At 37.8% G+C, this 21,238-nt stretch carries 22 protein-coding genes; 2 read left to right on the top strand and 20 right to left on the bottom strand.

Annotated features, from left to right (window positions below):
• Positions 1 to 82 precede the first annotated feature (82 nt).
• Positions 83 to 679, top strand: coding sequence for an ATP-dependent Clp endopeptidase proteolytic subunit ClpP (gene clpP, locus ACEPXG_RS13575; protein WP_391116918.1), 597 nt, complete (start codon positions 83 to 85; stop codon positions 677 to 679).
• A gap of 947 nt (positions 680 to 1,626) precedes the next feature.
• Here the strand turns inward: clpP and ACEPXG_RS13580 are convergent.
• The 19 genes from ACEPXG_RS13580 to hprK form a co-directional block, all read right to left on the bottom strand.
• Entirely contained in the window at positions 1,627 to 1,884 is a 258-nt protein-coding gene (locus ACEPXG_RS13580) for an HPr family phosphocarrier protein (protein WP_391209916.1), read from the bottom strand.
• A 19-nt stretch (positions 1,885 to 1,903) separates the two neighbouring features.
• Complete coding sequence (gene whiA / locus ACEPXG_RS13585) at positions 1,904 to 2,845, bottom strand: DNA-binding protein WhiA (RefSeq protein WP_391203360.1); 942 nt, start codon at positions 2,843 to 2,845, stop codon at positions 1,904 to 1,906.
• A 57-nt stretch (positions 2,846 to 2,902) separates the two neighbouring features.
• Positions 2,903 to 3,862, bottom strand: a complete 960-nt coding sequence (locus ACEPXG_RS13590) for a gluconeogenesis factor YvcK family protein (RefSeq protein WP_391203363.1) — start codon at positions 3,860 to 3,862, stop codon at positions 2,903 to 2,905.
• Positions 3,863 to 3,866: 4 nt separating this feature from the next.
• Positions 3,867 to 4,751, bottom strand: a complete 885-nt coding sequence (gene rapZ, locus ACEPXG_RS13595; RefSeq protein ID WP_391203366.1) for an RNase adapter RapZ — start codon at positions 4,749 to 4,751, stop codon at positions 3,867 to 3,869.
• Positions 4,729 to 5,226: an NUDIX domain-containing protein gene (locus ACEPXG_RS13600; RefSeq protein ID WP_391203369.1), complete on the bottom strand. Its 498-nt coding sequence runs from the start codon at positions 5,224 to 5,226 to the stop codon at positions 4,729 to 4,731. The genes rapZ and ACEPXG_RS13600 overlap by 23 nt, the downstream gene beginning before the upstream one ends.
• Positions 5,227 to 5,421: 195 nt before the next feature.
• On the bottom strand, positions 5,422 to 6,372 hold the full coding sequence (trxB, locus tag ACEPXG_RS13605; RefSeq protein WP_391203372.1) for a thioredoxin-disulfide reductase: 951 nt from the start codon (positions 6,370 to 6,372) through the stop codon (positions 5,422 to 5,424).
• 70 nt (positions 6,373 to 6,442) lie between these two features.
• A complete protein-coding gene (locus tag ACEPXG_RS13610) occupies positions 6,443 to 7,969 on the bottom strand; it encodes a tetratricopeptide repeat protein (RefSeq protein ID WP_391203375.1) in 1,527 nt (508 codons plus the stop codon).
• A 197-nt stretch (positions 7,970 to 8,166) separates the two neighbouring features.
• A complete protein-coding gene (gene hisIE / locus ACEPXG_RS13615) occupies positions 8,167 to 8,793 on the bottom strand; it encodes a bifunctional phosphoribosyl-AMP cyclohydrolase/phosphoribosyl-ATP diphosphatase HisIE (protein ID WP_391203378.1) in 627 nt (208 codons plus the stop codon).
• Positions 8,790 to 9,545, bottom strand: coding sequence for an imidazole glycerol phosphate synthase subunit HisF (gene hisF / locus ACEPXG_RS13620; protein WP_391203381.1), 756 nt, complete (start codon positions 9,543 to 9,545; stop codon positions 8,790 to 8,792). The genes hisIE and hisF overlap by 4 nt, the downstream gene beginning before the upstream one ends.
• Positions 9,539 to 10,282, bottom strand: a complete 744-nt coding sequence (gene hisA, locus ACEPXG_RS13625) for a 1-(5-phosphoribosyl)-5-[(5-phosphoribosylamino)methylideneamino]imidazole-4-carboxamide isomerase (protein WP_391203384.1) — start codon at positions 10,280 to 10,282, stop codon at positions 9,539 to 9,541. The genes hisF and hisA overlap by 7 nt, the downstream gene beginning before the upstream one ends.
• 13 nt (positions 10,283 to 10,295) lie before the next feature.
• Positions 10,296 to 10,859 (bottom strand): imidazoleglycerol-phosphate dehydratase HisB, encoded by a 564-nt coding sequence (hisB, locus tag ACEPXG_RS13630; protein ID WP_391209918.1) that lies wholly within the window; start codon positions 10,857 to 10,859, stop codon positions 10,296 to 10,298.
• 798 nt (positions 10,860 to 11,657) lie between these two features.
• Entirely contained in the window at positions 11,658 to 12,947 is a 1,290-nt protein-coding gene (gene hisD / locus ACEPXG_RS13635; protein ID WP_391203387.1) for a histidinol dehydrogenase, read from the bottom strand.
• An 8-nt stretch (positions 12,948 to 12,955) separates the two neighbouring features.
• Positions 12,956 to 13,585, bottom strand: a complete 630-nt coding sequence (gene hisG, locus ACEPXG_RS13640; protein ID WP_391203390.1) for an ATP phosphoribosyltransferase — start codon at positions 13,583 to 13,585, stop codon at positions 12,956 to 12,958.
• Entirely contained in the window at positions 13,578 to 14,756 is a 1,179-nt protein-coding gene (locus tag ACEPXG_RS13645; protein WP_391203393.1) for an ATP phosphoribosyltransferase regulatory subunit, read from the bottom strand. Before ACEPXG_RS13645 ends, hisG begins: the two co-directional genes overlap by 8 nt.
• A 734-nt stretch (positions 14,757 to 15,490) precedes the next feature.
• On the bottom strand, positions 15,491 to 15,997 hold the full coding sequence (locus ACEPXG_RS13650; protein ID WP_391203394.1) for an acyltransferase: 507 nt from the start codon (positions 15,995 to 15,997) through the stop codon (positions 15,491 to 15,493).
• Positions 15,994 to 16,650 carry a pyrophosphatase PpaX gene (ppaX, locus tag ACEPXG_RS13655; protein WP_391203397.1) on the bottom strand — a complete coding sequence of 219 codons (657 nt, stop codon included), beginning with the start codon at positions 16,648 to 16,650 and terminating at the stop codon, positions 15,994 to 15,996. Before ppaX ends, ACEPXG_RS13650 begins: the two co-directional genes overlap by 4 nt.
• Complete coding sequence (locus tag ACEPXG_RS13660) at positions 16,647 to 17,585, bottom strand: nucleoside recognition domain-containing protein (protein WP_391203401.1); 939 nt, start codon at positions 17,583 to 17,585, stop codon at positions 16,647 to 16,649. Before ACEPXG_RS13660 ends, ppaX begins: the two co-directional genes overlap by 4 nt.
• A gap of 17 nt (positions 17,586 to 17,602) precedes the next feature.
• Positions 17,603 to 18,412 carry a prolipoprotein diacylglyceryl transferase gene (lgt, locus tag ACEPXG_RS13665; RefSeq protein WP_391203404.1) on the bottom strand — a complete coding sequence of 270 codons (810 nt, stop codon included), beginning with the start codon at positions 18,410 to 18,412 and terminating at the stop codon, positions 17,603 to 17,605.
• Between the two features lie 26 nt (positions 18,413 to 18,438).
• The gene (gene hprK / locus ACEPXG_RS13670; RefSeq protein WP_391203407.1) at positions 18,439 to 19,374 is read right to left on the bottom strand and encodes an HPr(Ser) kinase/phosphatase; all 936 of its coding nucleotides are present in this window, start codon (positions 19,372 to 19,374) and stop codon (positions 18,439 to 18,441) included.
• Positions 19,375 to 19,497: 123 nt separating this feature from the next.
• On the opposite strand from hprK, the gene ACEPXG_RS13675 reads away from it, so the two are divergent.
• A complete protein-coding gene (locus tag ACEPXG_RS13675) occupies positions 19,498 to 20,046 on the top strand; it encodes an N-acetylmuramoyl-L-alanine amidase family protein (RefSeq protein ID WP_391203409.1) in 549 nt (182 codons plus the stop codon).
• Between the two features lie 31 nt (positions 20,047 to 20,077).
• On the opposite strand, the gene ACEPXG_RS13680 is transcribed toward ACEPXG_RS13675, so the two are convergent.
• Positions 20,078 to 21,220, bottom strand: a complete 1,143-nt coding sequence (locus ACEPXG_RS13680) for a DUF4097 family beta strand repeat-containing protein (RefSeq protein ID WP_391203412.1) — start codon at positions 21,218 to 21,220, stop codon at positions 20,078 to 20,080.
• Positions 21,221 to 21,238: the final 18 nt, after the last annotated feature.

The following is a 21,238-nucleotide window of genomic DNA, read 5'->3' on the forward strand; positions in this document are numbered from 1 at the left end:
TAATGTGTATGATAAAGTTACAACTGAGAGAATATTTCTCAGTAATCAACTTACAATACCACTTTTGAAGGAGGCAATCAGGATGAATTTAATTCCTACAGTTATTGAACAAACAAATCGTGGGGAACGCGCATATGACATTTACTCACGATTACTAAAAGACCGTATTATCATGCTTGGAAGTGCTATTGATGACAACGTTTCAAACTCCATCGTTGCCCAATTATTATTTTTAGAAGCAGAAGATCCAGAAAAAGATATCTCCATCTATATTAATAGCCCAGGCGGAAGCATCACTTCCGGAATGGCAATCTACGATACAATGCAGTTCATCAAACCAGATGTACAAACGATCTGTATCGGTATGGCCGCTTCTATGGGTGCATTCTTACTAACAGCTGGAGCAAAAGGAAAACGTTATGCGCTTCCTAACGCAGAAGTTATGATTCACCAACCACTTGGTGGAGCACAAGGGCAAGCAACAGAAATCGAAATTGCCGCTAAACGTATCTTACACCTACGCGATAAGTTAAATGGCATTATGGCGGAACGTACCGGCCAACCTTTAGAGGTCGTTTCAAAAGATACAGACCGTGATAACTTCATGACTGCAGAACGTGCAAAAGAATACGGTTTAATCGACCATATCATCTCTCGTAGCGAAATGAAAAAAGCTTAATAAAATTTGTCCCCAAGGAAAGATTTAATTTCCTTGGGGATTTTTTTGCGAAGTACAGCTGTTTTCGTTCGTGGAAAGTGTCTATCCACAACTACTAAGCGGTGCTATCTCCCCATAAACAGATGGCATATGCCCCTACCAATTCCATCCACCCATAAACCGGCGTTATACGTCCATAAAGTGTGACTATCTGCCCCTAACTGACTGGCATATGCCCCTACCAATTCCATCCACCCATAAACCGGCGCTATACGACCATAAAGTGTGGCTATCTGCCCCTAACTGACTGGCATATGCCCCTACCAATTCCATCCACCCATAAACCGGCGCTATACGCCCATAAAGTGTGGCTATCTGCCCCTAACTGACTGACATATGCCCCTACCAATTCCATCCACCCATAAACCTGCGTTATACGCCCATAAAGTGTGGCTATCTGCCCCTAACTGACTGGCATATGCCCCTACCAATTCCATCCACCCCTATACCAGCGTTATACGCCCATAAAGTGTGGCTGTCTGCCCCTAACTGACTGACATATGCCCCTACCAATTCCATCCACCCATAAACCGGCGTTATACGTCCATAAAGTTTGGCTATCTGCCCATAAACGAATGGCATATGCCCCTACCAATTCCATCCACCCCTATACCAGCGCTATACGCCCATAAAGTTTGGCTATCTACCCCTAACTGAATGGCATATGCCCCTACCAATTCCATCCACCCATAAACCGGCGCTATACGCCCATAAAGTGTGGCTGTCTGCCCCTAACTGAATGGCATATGCTCCTACCAATTCCATCTCCCCATAAACAGCGGCTATAAACACCTAGATAGTGGCTTCGAACCTAGAAAGTCGCTATCAACCCCTACATTGCCTGTATAAACCTTTAGAATGAAAAAAAAACGCCCTTTTCGTCTGTAATGACGAGTGAGGCGTTTTTTCTATTCTTCATTTGTAATAAATTTCGCTAGCGCATCTACCGCTTCTTCTTCATCCGAACCTTCTGCACTTAAGTTTACAGTTATCCCTTTGCTGATCGCTAAGCTCATAATTCCCATAATACTTTTAGCATTTACTTTCTTGTCGTCTTTTTCAAGAAATACATCTGCAATATAACGATTAGCCTCTTGAACAAATAATGCAGCCTGTCTCGCTTGTAATCCTGCTGGTAATTTTACTTCCACATGTTTTTCTGTCATCATTCTACGCTCCATTTCACTAAATTGTCTCGCCTCTACGAAGTGCATCAGCAATTTCATCTATTTTTCGTAAACGATGATTAATACCTGACTTACTCACGTTCCCAGTCGAAACCATCTCACCTAATTCTTTCAATGTAACATCTTGATATTCAACACGCAACCTTGCAATTTCTCGTAATTTTTCTGGTAACTGATCTAGACCAACTGAATTTTCGATAAATCGTATATTTTCTACTTGTCTAATAGCTGCACTAATCGTTTTATTTAGATTCGCCGTTTCACAATTAACGAGACGATTTACACTGTTTCGCATATCTCGGATAATTCTAACATCCTCAAACTTTAATAATGCATAATGCGCACCAGCAATACTTAAAAAATCGGAAATTTTTTCTGCCTCTTTCAAATAAGCGACAAAGCCTTTTTTACGTTCAATTGTTTTTGCATTTAATTCGAATTCATTCATCAAATCTACTAACGCATCACTATGTGTTTTATATAATGAATAAATTTCCAAATGATAGGAAGACGTCTCCGGATTATTAACCGATCCTCCGGCCAAGAATGCTCCTCTTAAATAAGCGCGCTTACAGCAATTCTTTTTCACTAGCTCTCTGGAAATAGAATATTCAAATTGAAAGCCCTCATTTAATATTTTCAAATCTTCTAGTAAATTCTTTGCCCCATCACGGACACGACAAATATAGACATTATTTTTTTTCAATCTCATTTTTTTTCGAACAAGTAATTCCACTTGATATGGATATAAAGATTTTATCAATGTATATAGCCTTCTTGCTATGGCGGCATTCTCTGTTTGGACATCTAAACTAAGCATTTTATTGCTAAATGACAAGGAACCATTCATCCGAATAAGTGCGGAAAGTTCTGCTTTAGCACAACAAGGTTTTGACTCTTCTTGTGTCATTTCTTTTTTTGTTTCAGAAGCAAACGACATATCCGTTTCCCCCTTTCTTGCTAGAGACTGCTATGGATCATTTTCAACTAGCTCTCATTAACCTGCATACTCTACTAGCCACTTTGCTACTTTTATGGAATCATGACGAACTGCACCGTCATAAACTACCGAAATATCTTTTTTTACGATTTCTATATTTAATGTTTCTAAAACTTCAACATCTATTTTGACAGGGGATGCTTTTTCTTGTTTATATAAATATTGCACATTTTCAGGAATTTCTTCCTTACTAATTAATACCGTATCGATGAAATTTTCACCTATATGATCAAAAAGTGCTTGAACATGATCGGATGCAGTATAATTACTCGTTTCCCCAGCTTGGGTCATTAAATTACAAATATATACTTTCTTTGCTTTCGACTTGATTATGGCATTTTTTATGTCTACTACCAATAAATTCGGAAGAATGCTTGTATAAAGGCTCCCAGGTCCAATCGCTATTATATCTGCTTCTGCAATAGTTTTGAGTGTCTCTGGTAAAGGTTTCACATCTGCAGGAGAAATAAATACTTTCTCTATTTTTTGTCCATACTTTGGAATTTTCGACTCTCCACTTACCACTGTTTTATCCTCGTATTGCGCGTGAAGTGTAACTAGCTGGTTTGCAGCCGGAAGTACCTTTCCATGTACTTTTAATACTTGGCTCATCTCCCGAATAGCATTGGCAAAATCACCCGTAATAGAAGTTAAAGCAGCTAGCATTAAATTCCCTAAAGAATGACCTTCTAATTCAGTAGAATTGGAAAAACGATACTGGAACATTTCCTCCACTAGAGGCTCGACATCTGAAAGAGCTGCTAAAACATTTCGAACATCACCAGGCGGGGGAATATCATATACATCTCGTAAGCGCCCAGAACTTCCACCATCATCTGCTACAGTAACAATCGCTGTAATATCGAGTGGAAATTTCTTCAAACCACGAAGTAAAGTAGATAATCCTGTACCTCCACCAATTATCACTATTTTTTTCTGGTGTTGTGTACGATTCATTACTTCATTCCTTTCTTATTGTAACATCTCTATGCGTAATAATCGTTTTATCTTCTTCTTTTAATTGTTTTCCAAAGTATTCAGCAAGTGTCACTGAGCGATGCTGCCCACCAGTACATCCAAATGCAATAACAAGTTGAGTTTTGCCCTCGCGTTTATATTGGGGAATCATAAACAAAAACAAATCTGTTAACTTGTCAATTAACGTTTTTGTGTCCACCCATTTTAAAACATAACTAGAAACTTCCTCATCTAGTCCCGATTTCAATCGTAATTCCTCTATATAGTATGGATTTGGAAGAAAACGAACATCAAATACTAAATCCGCATCTATCGGAATACCATGTTTAAAACCAAATGACATGACATTCACGGTAAATACTTTACTACCTTTAGCCGAAAATTCATCTTGTATTTTTTCCCGTAATTCGCGTGGTTTCATTTTGGATGTATTATAAATGAATTGTGCTCTTCCCTTTAAGTCAGACAGTAATTCTCTCTCTTTTTTAATACCATCTAAAGGAAGTCCAGAGTTTGCTAGGGGATGAGACCTTCTAGTTTCCTTGTATCTTCTCACTAATACTTCATCTTCTGCATCCAAAAACAAAACTTTTGGCGTAACAGAAGTTGCTTCTTGCAGATTATTCACCGAATCAGCTAATGAATGAAACATTTCTCCTCCCCGCAAATCCATTACTGCTGCAATATTGCGAGGCTGTTTATTGGAATCTATCATTAAAGTGATAAATGTCCCTAAAAGTTCTGGAGGCAAATTATCGATACAATAATAACCCAGGTCTTCAAAGCTTTGAATTGCTACTGTCTTTCCAGCCCCTGACATTCCAGTGATAATCACCACTTCAGTTTCAAGCTTTTGCTGACTTTCCATTGTTTACTTCTCCCTCCACTGACTGTTGAATTGTTTCTTTTATTAACGTAAAGTCGGGTGTGTATACAAATGTTCCATATTGTATTCCTAACTCTCGAACAGCAAATAGTAGGTTCGTTCGATCACCTTCAGCCATTGGCAAAACGTGTAAATCTTCTACTGCATGCCATTCTAAAATGCCTTCTGTTGTTTCCTCAAAAGGTGTTCCTTCTATGTCTGTTGCAACAAATGTAAATAGCATCCATTCGTCTATTTGCTTACCATTTTCTTCAATGACCATCGTATAAATTCCCTTTAAATGGGGATTGATTGGAATTGTATTCGTCTCTTCTGTAAACTCTCGAATAGCAGAGTTCAGTATGGACTCCCCCACTTCCATTTTGCCTCCTGGGGCAACATACCAGTTTCTTCTAGGTTTTTTCAATAAAAGAACTTGCCCATCTTTGTATATGAGTAAATTTGCGATTCGCTGCACGAATGATCACTCCAAAACTATCTTTACTTATTACTATATATTATACATGAAATTCATAAAAAGAGGCTGCTTCATCGATTAAAATCGAGAAACAGCCTGTCCAAATATTTCTTATATAAAAAGGGGTATTTATACTCCTTAATATACACCTTGTTTATTTCAATAAGGTTACAATTGGATTAAAATAACATTAAATTATACGTTTGCAACATTTTTATCTTTTAAATTTTCAATATAATGCTGTGCAGCTTGAGCGGCAATACTACCATCTCCTGTTGCTGTCACAATTTGTCGAAGCATTTTTTCACGGACATCTCCAGCACCGAAAATTCCAGGTACGGCTGTTTCCATTTTTTCATTCGTCACGATATATCCATTATCGTTTAAGATACCTAAGTTCACGAATGGTTTTGTTAATGGAAGCATTCCGACGTAGACAAAAACTCCGTCTGTTTCGAAATCTCTTTCAGATCCATCTACTGTAGAAACCAATGTCACGCCAGCTACTTTCCCGTCTTTGCCATTAATTTCTTTTAATGTCGTATTCCAAATAAAGTCGATTTTTTCATTGGCAAATGCACGATCTTGTAAGATTTTTTGAGCACGCAGCGTATCACGACGGTGAACAATCGTTACTTTATCTGCAAACTTCGTCAAAAATGCGCCTTCTTCAACGGCAGAATCTCCTCCGCCAACAACAACAAGTCTTTTTCCTTTAAAAAATGCACCATCACATACTGCGCAATAACTTACACCGCGTCCTCCAAGTTCTGTTTCCCCTGGAATCCCCATCTTCTTATACTCAGCACCAGATGAAATAATTACCGCTAATGCTTTATATTCTTTCCCACTAACTTTTACTGTCTTATATTGTTCGCCATCCACGATTTCTGCAACATCACCGTATGCATACTCGGCACCGAATTTCTTTGCATGATCGAACATTTTGGTAGAAAGTTCAGGTCCTAAGATCGTTTCAAAACCTGGATAGTTTTCCACTTCTTCCGTGTTGGCCATTTGTCCACCAGGAATACCACGTTCTATCATAAGCGTAGAAAGATTCGCACGAGAAGTATATACAGCGGCAGTCATCCCCGCAGGTCCAGCTCCAATTATTATTACATCATAAATTTTTTCTTCAGTCATTGCTAATTCCCCCTACATTTCTACTCACACTCAATCTATAGGATTTTTATGCCCGCTTCAACTATTTTGCTTATGCATCAAACAGCGGCAAAAACTGAATTAGTTCATTGACATATTTCGTGAGGGTATTTGTTGTAATGCCATATTGATCGGCATAATATTTTTTCGTCACATTTTTTGAACGAGATGATTCAAACATATACTCTGTTGCAGCAGCTAACGCTTTTGGGTTTTTGAATCCATATCCCTTTTCAAGCGCACGTTCCATCAACATAAACCACATTTGAAACAAGTAAGTAGCTGATTGCGCAAGCGGTTTATATTTATCATACAACAAATCTGTTGCTGCAATCGCTCGTAAAAAGGCTTTTTCTGCCACTGACTTTTCATCAAATGAATGTCCTAAGGACTGTGCTAAAAATAATTTCTCCATCGTGCCCAATTCATCTACGACAATCCATTGAGGATGAGAAATGATTTCTGACCGATGTTTTGATTTTCCTAACAAATAAAATCCAAAGATTCGTTCACTTACATGTTTATTTTGAAGTTTCTCTAAAATGAATTCCTTCTGATGTTCCGTCCCATGATCATTGATTTCCTTCATTTGAGGTAGCCACGGCTCGAATCCTGCTTTTTCTGGATCGAGTTTTAGTAACGCTTTCCAAGCATTCCGTGCAATTTCCTCATGTCCTGCAAAGTATGCGGAATGAGCTAACCAGAAATAAAAGCCTGGATCTCCTTCAAAACCTTTACGCTGTAAACTTCTCAACCATTTGAATGCTTCTTCATACTTTCCTATTAAGGCAAAAGTTGCGCCCATTTTATATCGATGCTCGATAAAATACGGGTTAATCTTAGATAGAAAATCCGTAATTTCTTCTAATTCTTCCGTATTTTTTTCATAATAATGAATCACAGATAAATTACAAAGGGCATGAATATTCCCTCTGTTTTCACTTAATACTTTATGAAGCAATGCTTTTGCTTGTTCTTCTTCCCCAACATAGAAATAAGCAAGTGCCAAGTTATTGTAAGCCGCCCAAAAGTCTGGATTATCAATAATCAATGATTCAAGCAACTCGACCGCTTCTTGAAATTTCCCTTGCTCCATTAAACGTCTGGATTTTTCTTGTTGAAAAAGAGCTTCACTAGATGGACTGTCCATTTCCATGGATTCTAAGTCTTCTTGCTCTGTGAAATCTACAATTTCCATTGCTTCTTCTGTATATTCCCCGCGAATGTCCATTTCCACATACATTTTTGCAAATCGATTGGCATCGATAAAATTTCCTAAATGTGCATTTACTTCTGCAAGAAAAAATACAATTTCTGACTCATTAGGGTCAATATCATGCGCGTTTCTTAGTAGTTCATGTGCCCAGTCAAAGTTATCTAGTTCCATTTGTAAAATGGCATATTGCATTAATATTAATGGATCATTTGGACTTAAATCTACTGCTCTTTTTAAATATTTATGTGCTTTTTCATATTGTTCTTTTTGTAACTCATCTAATGCTTTTTTATAGTAGTATTCGCCTGTAGGCAAAAATGAAATAATATTTTCTTTTAGAACCTTTTTACTTTTATTATTCAAAATAATCCTCCGAAAAATAATAAGGAACGTATCACATACGCCTCGGTGTATGTGCGCCCAGATTTTTATCGAGCTTGCTCGATAAATTCCTTTAAAAATCTGTGGCATCCGCCGGAGGCATTAATCTCATTCAGCATAAGTGCTGAATGAAGTAATAACGTCCCTTATCAGTATATTCTTCAGTATATCATAAACAATTATTTTTTATGTGTTTTACTCTCATGTCTTTTTTGTAATACTTGTAGAAGGTCATAGAAGCTCACTTTTTGATTTTGTAAGAGCACTAACAAGTGGTAAAAAAGATCTGCTGCTTCCCACATCAATTCCTCTGCATCATTATTTTTAGAGGCAATGATCACTTCAGCAGACTCTTCCCCAATCTTTTTACAAATTTTATCTACCCCTTTTTCAAATAAATAAGTGGTGTAAGCCCCTTCTGGCATTTCTTTTTCTCTTTCTTCAATAATATCGATTAAAGAAGTAATTGTATTGTAACCAACTGTATCATCGAACTTCTCCAGTGATTGATGGAAACAAGTTTCTTCACCTGTGTGACAAGCTACTCCATTTGGCAAGACTTCCACCACTAGCGCGTCAGAATCACAATCCTTTCGAATGGAAACGACTTGTTGCGTATTCCCAGAAGTTTCCCCTTTATGCCATAATTCCTGTCTACTTCTACTGAAAAACCAAGTTTCCTTCGTCTCTACCGTTTTTGTATATGCTTCTTTATTCATATAAGCTAGTGTTAATACCTCTCTTGTAATAGCATGTTGAACAATAACAGGTATAAGGCCTTTTTCATCAAATTGTAGATTTGTCATTTTACCTCTACTCCTCTTTCACGGACGTAATTTTTCACTTCACGCACACTTGTTTCTTTAAAATGAAAAATGGAAGCAGCTAGTGCAGCATCTGCATTAGCTGCTGTAAAGGCAGTTAGAATATGTTCCACATTTCCAGCTCCACCACTAGCAGTCACAGGAATGGAAACAGCATCCTTTACAAGTTTGGTAACGGCAATATCGTACCCATCTTTTTCGCCATCACGGTCCATACTTGTAAGTAAAATTTCACCAGCACCTAGTTTTTCTACTTCTTTTGACCAGTCGACTACTTTCCATTCTGTTTTCTTTTGTCCACCATGTGTGTAAACAAACCAATCCTGATTTTCCTCTGACCATTTTACATCGATTGCAACAATTATTTTATTAGATCCAAATAATTTTGCACCTTCTGTAACAACCGATGGATTACTAATCGCCGCACTATTAATCGAAATTTTACTTGCGCCTGCATTTAATAATTGCTGCATATTTTCCGTCGTACGAATGCCACCACCAACGATTAGAGGAATGGAAATTTTTTCTGCTGTCTTTTTCACAACATCAATCATTGTTTCGCGCCCTTCAACCGAAGCAGATATATCTAAAAATACTAGCTCATCTGCACCTTCTTTATCATAAAATGCAGCTAACTCTGCAGGATCTCCAGCATCCCTAATCCCAACAAATTGAATCCCTTTAACAACTCGTCCATCTTTCACGTCTAGACAAGGAATGATTTTTTTTACCATTTTGTTACCTCCTGCAATGCTTCCTTTAAAGTAAACCGATTATTATACAATGCTTTTCCTGTAATAACACCACGAATGGTTGTATCTTTTGCTAATTTAGAAACTTCTTTCATATCATCTAAAGAGCTAATTCCTCCTGACACGATAACTGATAGTCCAGTTGCTTGTGCAAGCTCTTTGTTGGCAGCTAAATTGGGTCCTTGAAGTGTACCATCCGTCGCAATGTCCGTGAAAATGACATGTTTAGCACCTTTTGATGCAAAATACTGTCCTACCTCAACGGCTGATTGTGTAGATGTTTCTAGCCAACCATGTGTCGCCACCATACCATCTTTAGCATCCAGTCCGATAACAATTCTTTCTCCACCAAACTCATTGATTAACTCCGCTACTAGTTCTGGTTGGGAAATAGCAAGGCTGCCAATAATGACACGGTCCACGCCATTTTCTAAATAAAATCGCACATCCTCTTTCGTACGAATTCCTCCACCAATTTGTACATGCACAGGAAGTTCATTTGCAATCCGAATGACTTCATTTGCATGAATTTTCTCCCCGTCTTTTGCACCATCTAAATCGACAAGATGAATCCAAGTTGCACCTTCATCTGCAAACTTTTTAGCCATATCAAATGGAGAATCTCCGTAAATCGTTTCTTGCGCATAATCCCCTTGATATAGACGGACACATTTTCCACCTTTCATATCAATCGCAGGGTAAATTTGAATGGACGTCATCTTTTTTGCTCCTTTATGTAAGTAATCCTTTTGTGGAAGGTACGCCTTTCACACGTTCGTCTATCGTAATGGCATCGTCAATGGCACGAGCTAATGCTTTGAAAATCGCTTCAATTATATGATGAGTATTCATGCCATAATGAACAATGACATGCACATTCATACGAGCTTCCAGTGCAAATTTCCATAGAAACTCATGTACAAGTTCTGTATCGAAATTCCCTACCTTTTGTGTTGGGAACTGAGCACGGAATTCTAAATGCGGACGATTGGAAATATCAATCACTACTTGTGCTAGTGCATCATCCATTGGTACAAATGCATTACCATATCGTTTAATGCTTTTTTTATCACCTAATGCCTCTTTCACAGCCTGACCTAGTACGATTCCAATGTCCTCCGTAGTATGATGATCATCGATATGTGTATCACCAATTGCTTTTATTGTGGCATTAAATAATCCATGTTTTGTAAATAAATCGAGCATATGGTCCATAAAAGGAACGCCCGTATCAATTACTGCTTTTCCTTCCCCATCCAAATCTATTTCAACCAATACCTTAGTTTCATTTGTCATTCTCTCTATTTTTGCCGTTCTTTTCTTAATCAATTGAATTCCTCCAAGTCTGTTGATTATCCATCTTCTTCTATTTAATGAAACGAGATACTTGCTTACATTTTTATGTTTCAGTTCGCTTTTTAGAAAAAGTACGTCGTAGTGACCGCAGAGATTTCCGCTCTAGTCGGACGCTTTCCGAGGGGGGAGCGATGAGCCAGCACCGTCGCATGCGCGCCGTTTGTGCTGTCTCATCTGTCTCCCTGATCCCTTCGGAGTCGCCGCCTGCCGCTGCAATCAATAATGTGCAATATTTTACTCGTTATCCACAACATAGAATACGTTTTACGCAATCTTACAAGGCATATGCGCAGTATAATGATAGCGCACACTTTTTAAGTGGAATCTCACTCTAAGTTAAGGCTTTATTATTAGGAGAAATGGTCTCGTTCAGCCATTTATTAGATCTTATTTTAGGAAACCCTTCATAATAATGATCGAAATATAGTAGTGATGCTGGATAGTTAGCAAATAGGATGGATTTTCGCTGCAGGGCGGCGACTCCAGTAGGAGGCCAACAGGATGTTGGTCACAAAGGCGTTGCCACACGATGTGGCGCTCTTAGCCTTTGTTCCCCTGTGAGCAAAATGAGCCTTCACAACGGCGCGTAGCGACGGTGAAGGCTCATCGCACACCCTGCGGAAAGCGTCCGCCATGCAGCGAAAATCCCGGCGGTCACTAAGACACAATATCTCTACAGTAAGACGGAAAACTAATCGTGCATCACCCTAAATGTAATAGTTGGAAAAAATATGATAATCAACAGTCATGGAATTCCTCCTTACTCCAACTTCTTGATTCGACTGAGCGTGCATGTCCTTCTAACTGTTCCAATCTTGCTAAACGAGCAATTTTCGGAAACTGTTCTTGCCACATTTCTTCTGAATAATACACAACGCTTGTTTTTTTGACGAAATCATCGATGCATAATCCACTTGAAAATCTAGCCGTACTATTTGTAGGAAGTACATGATTCGTCCCGGCAAAATAATCCCCCACTGGTTCACTACTAAATCTTCCGATAAAAATGGCTCCAGCGTGTTTTATTTGTTCACAGATTATTTCTGGCTGCTCTGTCATAATTTCTAAATGCTCGGGTGCAAGCTCGTTAACTGCATCAACTGCTTGCGCTAAGGATTCCGCAATATAAATACATCCGAAGTTTTCAATAGAAGCTCTCGCAATTTCTTCTCGAGGGAGCTGCTTTAATTGTTTCTCCACTTCTAGTTGGACTTCTTTTGCAAGTTTTTCGCTCGTTGTAATCAAAACGGAACTTGCAAATCGATCATGCTCTGCTTGCGCTAACAAATCAGATGCCACTTCATCCGCAAAAGCGGTATGATCCGCAATTACTGCGATTTCACTTGGTCCTGCAATCATATCAATTGCTACTTTTCCAAATACTTCTCTTTTTGCAAGCGCTACATAGCTATTGCCTGGACCTGTTATTTTATCAACCGATTTAATTGTTTCTGTCCCGTAGGCAAGAGCTGCAATCGCCTGAGCTCCTCCTACTTTATAAATTTCCGTTATTCCGGCAATGCGGGCTGCTACAAGTACGGAAGCAGGAAGCTTTCCTTCTTTAGATGGAGGTGACACAATGACTACTCGTTTGACTCCGGCAACTACCGCTGGAATGGCATTCATTAATACAGAAGAAGGATAAGCAGCAGTTCCTCCAGGGACATACAATCCTACTGCATCTAACGGAGTAATTTTATATTGAATATAAGAACTTTTATCTAACGGGAATTCAATATTTGGACGTACTTGTTGCGAGTGAAAAGCACGTATATTAGCTGCTGCTTCCTCTAAGTCTTGAACCAATTGTGGATCAAAGTTAGCAAATGCTTCTTCTACCTCTTCTTTTGTCACTTGTAAGTTGGTAAGCTTTGCTCCGTCCCATCTCTCTGTATAGTCGAAAAGAGCTTTGTCCCCATTTTGACGCACGTGATCAATGACTTCACGAACAGTTTTTACATGATCTACACTCGCTTCTTCCACCGAACGTTGTAATGACATTGCATGAGAAAGCTTTGCTATTTTCATAGGACTCCCTACCTTTTGTTCAATTCATTTTTTAATTGCGCGATGAACTCTTTTATTCGTTCCCGTTTCACACGATAACTCACCGGATTGACGATTAGTCGGGAAGATATGTTTACAATTCTTTCATATTCGACTAGTCCGTTTTCTTTTAACGTTCGACCAGTAGATACGATATCGACGATTCGATCTGCTAATCCAATCATTGGTGCTAACTCGATAGAACCATTAAGCTCAATGATTTCCACTTGCTCTCCTTTTTCCTTGTAGAAGTTCGTTGCTATCGTTGGATATTTTGTTGCAACTCTTGGTGCTATTTCATTCATTTTCGTATTTGGAAGACCAGCAGTAGCGATATAGCAATTACTAATACGTAAGTCAAGTAATTCATGGACATCGCGTTTTTGCTCTAACAGCACATCTTTCCCAGCAATTCCTATGTCAGCCACGCCATGTTCTACATAAACAGGTACATCCATTGGTTTTGCTAATATAAAGTGAATTCGCTCATTCGGAGCTTCTACGATTAACTTTCTTGAATCATTTATTTCTTTCGGTAAATCGAATCCCGCTTGAACAAATAATGTATATGCTTCTTCGAAAATACGCCCTTTCGGCATTGCAATTGTTAACTCATTCACGAAAAGAACCACCTTCTGAAACGATTATTACTTCATCAAAATTCTTTGTATATGCATCTAAATCATTTACACCCGCTATATATTGAAGCGTTACACGTTCTGCTTTTTTTCTTCTTTCTTCTGCTAGGTCATTTGCTTTGGTATAATAACCTTCTTCAAATAAAAACAACGTATGCTTTTCTTTTATTTCGTTTCTAGGTAAAACTTCCAATAGTCTGTCTACCCTTATTCCAAATCCAGTAGCTCCAACTTCTTCATTAAATTGCTTAAATAATTCATCATATCTTCCACCATTTCCAATAGGAAAGCCACTTCCAGCCGCATGAATTTCAAATAACATACCTGTGTAATAACTCATATGACTCGCTAGTGTGAAATCGAAAGATACAATAGAAGCATCACTTAATCGTATCTCTAATAATTGTTGCAATTGCTTTACTTGATCGATTAAATATTGTTGGTCATCCGTTAAAAACTCGCTGTGTTCTTCTAGTATTTTAGATTCCACCGTACTATCAATCCATTTTGTCAGAGACTCTTTTTGCGCGTCTTGCAACTGCATATCTTCCAACTTTTGTTCAAATCCAACAAAGTTTTTCTCTACCAAAAGTTGTCGTAAAGAATCTACTTGTTCTTTTGTATTCGTATTATTCGTTAGAATGGCTGATAGCATTCCGGCATGCCCAATCGTAATACGGAAATCTTCCACCCCTAGTGCTTTTACAAGTTCCACCGCTGTATGAATAATTTCACTATCCCCATAAGCACTAAAGTCACCAATCAATTCAAGCCCTAACTGTTCAAACTCTGCTGGTCTTCCACCTTCTCGCTGTTGTGCACGAAAAACGTTTGCGTAATAAGCTAGACGTAATGGATTTTTTTCTTTCAATAGTTTGGAAGCTGCGATTCTGGCAATCGGAGTCGTCATGTCCGGTCGTAAAACGAGCATTTCCCCTTGATTGTCTACTAATTTAAATAAAGATGACTCATCTATGGCAGAAGCTTTTCCAATCGTTTCAAAGTACTCAACCGATGGAGTTTTTATAAAGTCATATCCTTTGTTGCGAATAAAATCTCTCGCTGTCGAACGTATATATTCTTTTTGCTCATTTACTTCCGGAAAAGAATCTCTCATTCCTAAAGGCTTTTCAAACATTTGAATCTTAGTCATTCTATTCACTCCTAATTTCACTTTAATACACTAGAGTGCTAGTACAGTAAATTATTTTAAATATTATCCTATTTCCTTATATTCGTCAACACTATATATTTATCCCCTATCTATAAGAAAAAAATGCAAGCTTCCTTTAAGTGCATCTTGTCTTCTGTATTTCTAGAGTGCTTTGGACGAAACATTTGCTACACTATTACCGGGGGAATTTTTGCGAATTGAGAAGTGACTGCGTCATTTCTAGCTACACTTTTTCCGTTAATCTTGTGGCGAATGTTTGTCCGTTTCCTTCTTGAAATATGTAAAGACATAATGTTTTTGGTTTGGTTAATGAGAGAATAAATCCTTTCCTATTCTTTTAAAAGCGGACGAAGATGCAATTTCGTCCGCTCAGCGCTTCTTTATCAATGGATTCTATCTATTTTTTCAGGTTCCACAGGATCACTAGTATTATTAGTTTAAATGCCCAACTAAAAAGTTAAAAAATGTCATAGAGCGACTAGTTGTAAGGTGAAAGCTACAGATTCTACACTGAAAGCAACAAAGTCCTTGAAGAAAGCAACCAATTTTATCGTGAAAGCAACCATTTCTCTATGTAAAGAGTTAACTTTATGTGAGATGGCACAAATCAGCGTTAGACAATCCTGTGCAATTAAAAACACAATGAACACGGTATTTCATATACTTAATCATTAAAAAAAGCCATCTTTCCTTTAGAAAGATAGCTCTTTGTATTATTTAGTTCGTTCTAACATTTCTTCTTTTGTATAGATCACGCGCATTGGGTTTCCACCGACAAAGCAACCTTCTGGAACGTCGCGATTTACAAGAGTCGCCGCGGAAACGATGGCATCATTACCAATCGTTACTCCGGGAAGAATAGTAGTATTGGCACCGATTAGCACTCGATCGCCAATAATTACGTCGCCAATGCGATACTCATTGATTAAATATTCATGTGCTAATATGGTTGTATTATAACCAATTATAGAATTGTTACCGACTTTAATACGCTCTGGGAACATCACATCTACCATTACCATTAAAGCAAAGGATGTCTCTTCTCCAATTTTCATTTTCAAAAATACTCGATAGAAAAAGTTCTTCCAACTTAAAAATGGTGAGTATCTCGCTGCTTGTATGAAAATGAAATTCTTTACTACTTTCCAAAAAGGAACTGTATCGTACACATGCCACAGGGAATTTGCCCCACTTACAGGATACCGTTCTGTTTTCCTCATAACGTTTGACCTTTTGCTATAGTAAGCAATTCACTAATATGTTGAATCATATAAGTTGGAAGAAAGGTAGCTAGAAACGCTTCCCCTTTCATGGACCATGCGACAGCTGCAGTATCTACCCCAGCCCGTTGACCACCAACAATATCATGTAGATTGTCACCAATCATCAATGCATGCTCTTTTTCGACACCAAGTCTTGTTAATGCTAACTCAATTGGCTCTGGATCTGGTTTTGCCTTTTTTACATCATCCAATCCCACAATTGTGTCGAAAAGATTTTCGCATTTCATTAGTTTAATGCCTCTATCAATCATAACTCTTCTTTTTGTCGAAACGACCGCTAATTTGTATCCTTGCTCTTTTAGTTTGTATAAAGTATCTACAACTCCATCGAAAGGAGCCACCATTTGATCATGCATGTTCATATTCCAAGTACGGTATGCCTCTATTAATGAATCCGTTAGAGCAGGATCAACAGTATTGAATGACTCTACTAAAGTAGGTCCTAGAAAAGGCAGTACGCTTTCTCTGTCATATTTCCCAGGAAATCTTTCTCCTAAAACATGTAAAAAAGTTTCGATAATTAATTCATTTGTATTTAATAGTGTCCCATCTAAATCAAACAATATAGCAGTATAAGGTTCTCTTTTCATGAAGTAACCACGTCCTCTTGTTTTGTCTGATGTGCCTTATTCCAAATAAAGGCGACAATAATCGTCAAAATAAATGCAGTTAATATCCTGATTAAAAATAATGGCAAAATAGGTATTCCTAATGGAATAAAGATTAGTGTATCTTCTATTACTGCATGACATGCAACTAAGAAGATAAAAGCGATCGTTGCATCTTTTTTACTTACTCCATCTTCTTTAACAGCTTGTATCATTACACCAGCCCCAATAGCTAACCCTGTGATAAGGCCTGCAACTAACGTTAAGGATGCATTTGGCTTCAATCCAATTATTTTAGTAAAAGGACCAATCGCTTTTGAGAATTTTTGCAAATAATTCTTTTCTTTTAAATATTGAATGATAACCATTAAAGGGATAACTATAACAGCCAAGTGTAAAACGCCAAAAGTCGCTTTTTGTAACCCAAGGTACACAATCTCTCCCCATCCATTTGGTATATGCTGAGTCGCCGTTGCTACTCCATATTTAGCCATTTCTCCCCCACCACGCCAAACTAAATTAATAATAATGGCAGAAAGAATAGCTAACCCAAATCGTACGACCAACACTATCCAAAGTTTTACCCCTACACGAAGAGCAACTCCTGTTTCGATAAAAATATTATGGGAAAAAGAAAGCATTGTCGCTAATATAAATACTTCTTTTACCGACAAATCCATGGAAAGTATTCCTGCAATTGCCGCATATAAATTCAGTCCATTTCCTAGAACTAACGGAATTGCTGCTTCCCCACGCAGTCCTATTAACTCCATAAAAGGAGTTATGAACTGAATGATCCAAGGCAGAACAGGTGTATATTGTAAAATGACAACAATTAAGGTTATAGGAAATATGATTTTACTTAACGCCCACGTCGTTTTTAAACCAGCAAACAAACCCCTCTTTATAATCCCCAAAGCTTGCCCTACTTTCTTTACTTATCTTGATAACGCACTGCAGGTTTGATCGTTAATCTTCTATATATAAATAGAATAATTGAAATTGCAATCGCTAGTAATGAAACCACTTGAGCAGTTCTTAATTCCCCTACTAAATACAGGCTATCTGTACGCATTCCTTCAATAAAGAATCGCCCTACAGAGTACCATGTTAAATAGAACAAGAACATCTCGCCTCTAAGTAAGTTTACTTTACGAAGCAAAATTAATATAATGACTCCAATAATATTCCATACTGATTCATATAGAAATGTTGGATGATAGTATTTTCCTTCAATATACATCTGCTCGATAATCCAATTCGGTAGCTTCAAGTTTTCTAAAAAAGTTCTAGTCACTTCTCCACCATGTGCCTCTTGGTTCATGAAGTTCCCCCAACGCCCCACTGCTTGGCCAATTAATAAGCTAGGAGCCATTATATCCATTAGTTTCCAAAAAGAAGTACCTCTTTTTCGGGTAAAGAAATAAGCCGTTAAGAAAGACGCAATTAATGCACCATGAATTGCAATTCCACCATGCCATATTTGAATAATCTTTTCTGGATTCTGGCTATAGAAATCCCATTTAAAGATAACGTAATATATTCTTGCACCTATAATTGCTAAAGGCACTCCCCAAATAAGTAAATCTGTTAAATATTCTTGATGAAACCCTCGCTTTACCATTTCCCGTTGTGCTACTATAAAAGCTAATATAATGCCACATGCAATAATTATTCCATACCATCTAACTTCTATTGGTCCAAGCGAGAAAGCCACCGGATTAATTGCTTGTAATAAATTCATATGTAAAACTCCCCTCTACCATATCATTAATATTCATTTTCTCCATTTTGGCTTATCACATCGTCTAAACGCTTTGCAAAGTCCTCTGCAGCATTCATACCCATTCGCTTTAACCGATGATTCATTGCTGCTACTTCAATAATTACAGACAAGTTTCTCCCTGGCCGTACTGGGATTGTAAGTTTTGTGATAGCCGCATTTATTATTTCCATCTTTTCTTCTACCAGCCCAAGCCGATCATATGTTTTTTCTGCATCCCATAATTCTAGTTCGATTACTAGTGTGATACGCTTATAACTACGAATTGCACTTGCTCCAAATAAAGTCATGATATCGATAATACCTAACCCGCGAATTTCAAGAAGATGCTCAATTAACTTTGGAGCACTGCCTACTAGTGTGTCTTCTCCTTCTTGCCTGATTTCTACGCAGTCATCTGCCACTAAACGATGACCTCTTTTCACTAGTTCCAGTGCGGTTTCACTTTTCCCAACACCACTTTTCCCAGTGATTAATACACCTACCCCGTATATATCCACCAATACTCCGTGAACAGCTGTTGTTGGAGCTAATCGACTTTCTAAAAAATTGGTAAGCTTACTTGAGAATCTTGTGGTTGGCATATTTGTCGTTAATACGGGAACTGAATTTTTATTGGAAGCGACAATTAATTCTTCTGGAACTTCCATTCCGTGCGAAATAATAATGACTGGTGTATCTGGTGCGCATAATTTTCTCATTCGTTCTTCTTTTTCTTTTGGTTTTAATAGCTGAAAAAAGGAAACTTCTGTTTTCCCTAAAAGTTGAATGCGATTGGATGGATAATGCATGAAATAACCTGCCATTTCAATCCCTGGTCGAGAAATATCACTAATTGCAATATGCCGACCAATTCCTTCTTCCCCACTTACTAATGTAAGTTTGAACATTTCTTTAACGTCCTTTGTCGTCACATGAGGCATACAATAAGGCTCCTTTCGTGCTACTGTTTTCACATAGTTCTTATTTTAGCATGATTATTCTATTTAATAGTATCCATTTATCTTTTCTCTTTCTATTTATTAAGAGAAAGGAGTGAGTTAGTTATGAAAATTATGCTCGATGCGGGTCATGGACCAGAAACACCGGGAAAACGAACACCCGATGGGAAAATGAGAGAATTTGAATTTAATCAGGCAGTTGTACAACTAATGAAAGAGGAACTACAGCAATCTGGAGTAATCGTCATTCTAAGCCATATAGGAACGTCAGATGTGCCGCTTAACGAAAGGACTGCATTAGCAAATAAACTAGGAGTAGATGCATTTATTTCCATTCATGCAAATGCGTTTGGCTCTTCATTTAATGATGTAAGTGGAATTGAAACTTTTATGTATACAAAGCCTTCCAACCATTCTAAAATACTTGCACAAAATATCCAAGACTCTTTGTGTTCGACTACAAAACGTAACAATCGTGGAGTGAAACAAGCCAATTTCGCCGTGCTCCGCGATACAAAAATGCCTGCCGTTTTAGTAGAATGTGGCTTTATGACAAACAGAGCAGAAGCAGCATTACTACAATCTGCTCCTTATAGAAGTCTTTGTTCTAGAGCCATAGCACACGCTATCCTAAGTTGGAAAAAGAAAAGCTGACAGAAGCATACGCCTCTGTCAGCTTTTCTGATTACTCGTCATCTACAGTATATCGAACAAGGACAGTTCCAGTTTTTGCATTTCCGTATACCTTCAAAGGCTCTGATTCAGATTCTACTATTTTCGTGAATCCAACTCTTTTATTTAATAATTGTTCTGATTGATTAAGTTGTGTAACATCTGCTAGCTGCACATCTATTCTTCCTAATTGAGAAGTAGCTTCCCCTTTTAACGAAACATCTTTCCGTACATATAATTCGACAGTTCCTGCTACTGCAGTTCCTTCTATTTTACGTGCTGCCTTATCTTTCGTCGTTAGAATAACATGTCCGCTGACAGACGAACCTTCTACTTCCTTCAACTTTCCATCTACATAAATGCGTCCATTAATCGTTTCCACTTCAATGGAATCACCTACTACTTGTTGAACTTGAACCGATCCATTTACCGTCTCAATATCCGCTCTTCCAAATTGCAATTCTTCCAAATTCACTTTTCCGTTTGTTGTTTTGACTTTAAACGATTTTGCTTCGATGTGGTTCGCCCTAAAATCACCATTAAATAAACGAGCTGATATATCGTTATACGCTCTTTGAGGAACATATAGCGCAACTTGAACTGATGTTGTTTTCATGTCACTATATATACGTAATTTATTTCCTTCTGCTTTAAAAAGAAAATCCCTGTGAAAACGATTTTTTGCTTCTTCTTCCGAAGAGTTTTTATAAGATTTAACTGTCACATTTGCATGTGTATTAGATTCTTCCGTTTGGAAAATTTCCACTTTACCATTTGCAATATCTATAGATATATCATCATATTCAGCTTGCTCTACTACTAACTTTTCTTGGAAAACTAAAGGTTCACCAAAAGGCATTTCAAAATCAAATTCTTTTATTTTATCAACAGTTCCTTGCAAGAAGTGCATAAAACGTTCTCCGACTACCGTAAAATCTCTTTTCAAATCTTCTATAAAATCAGAGTTTTGTTGCTTATGTTGCGAATGCGATTCAGCTTGTTCCGTTGATTTGTATTCCTCTTTTTTTTCCTGTTTTACTGGCTGAGCTACAGGTACTGATTGCTTGCCAAGTGCTTCTAATAATATTAATGCTTCTTGTGCAGTAATTGTGCCATTTTCAACCATATCTAAAATACGTTTACGTTCTTCTTGCATAGTGAAAGGCCTCCTCTT

Origin of the sequence: Psychrobacillus sp. L4, from assembly GCF_042944905.1 — a bacterium.
GTDB lineage: Bacteria > Bacillota > Bacilli > Bacillales_A > Planococcaceae > Psychrobacillus.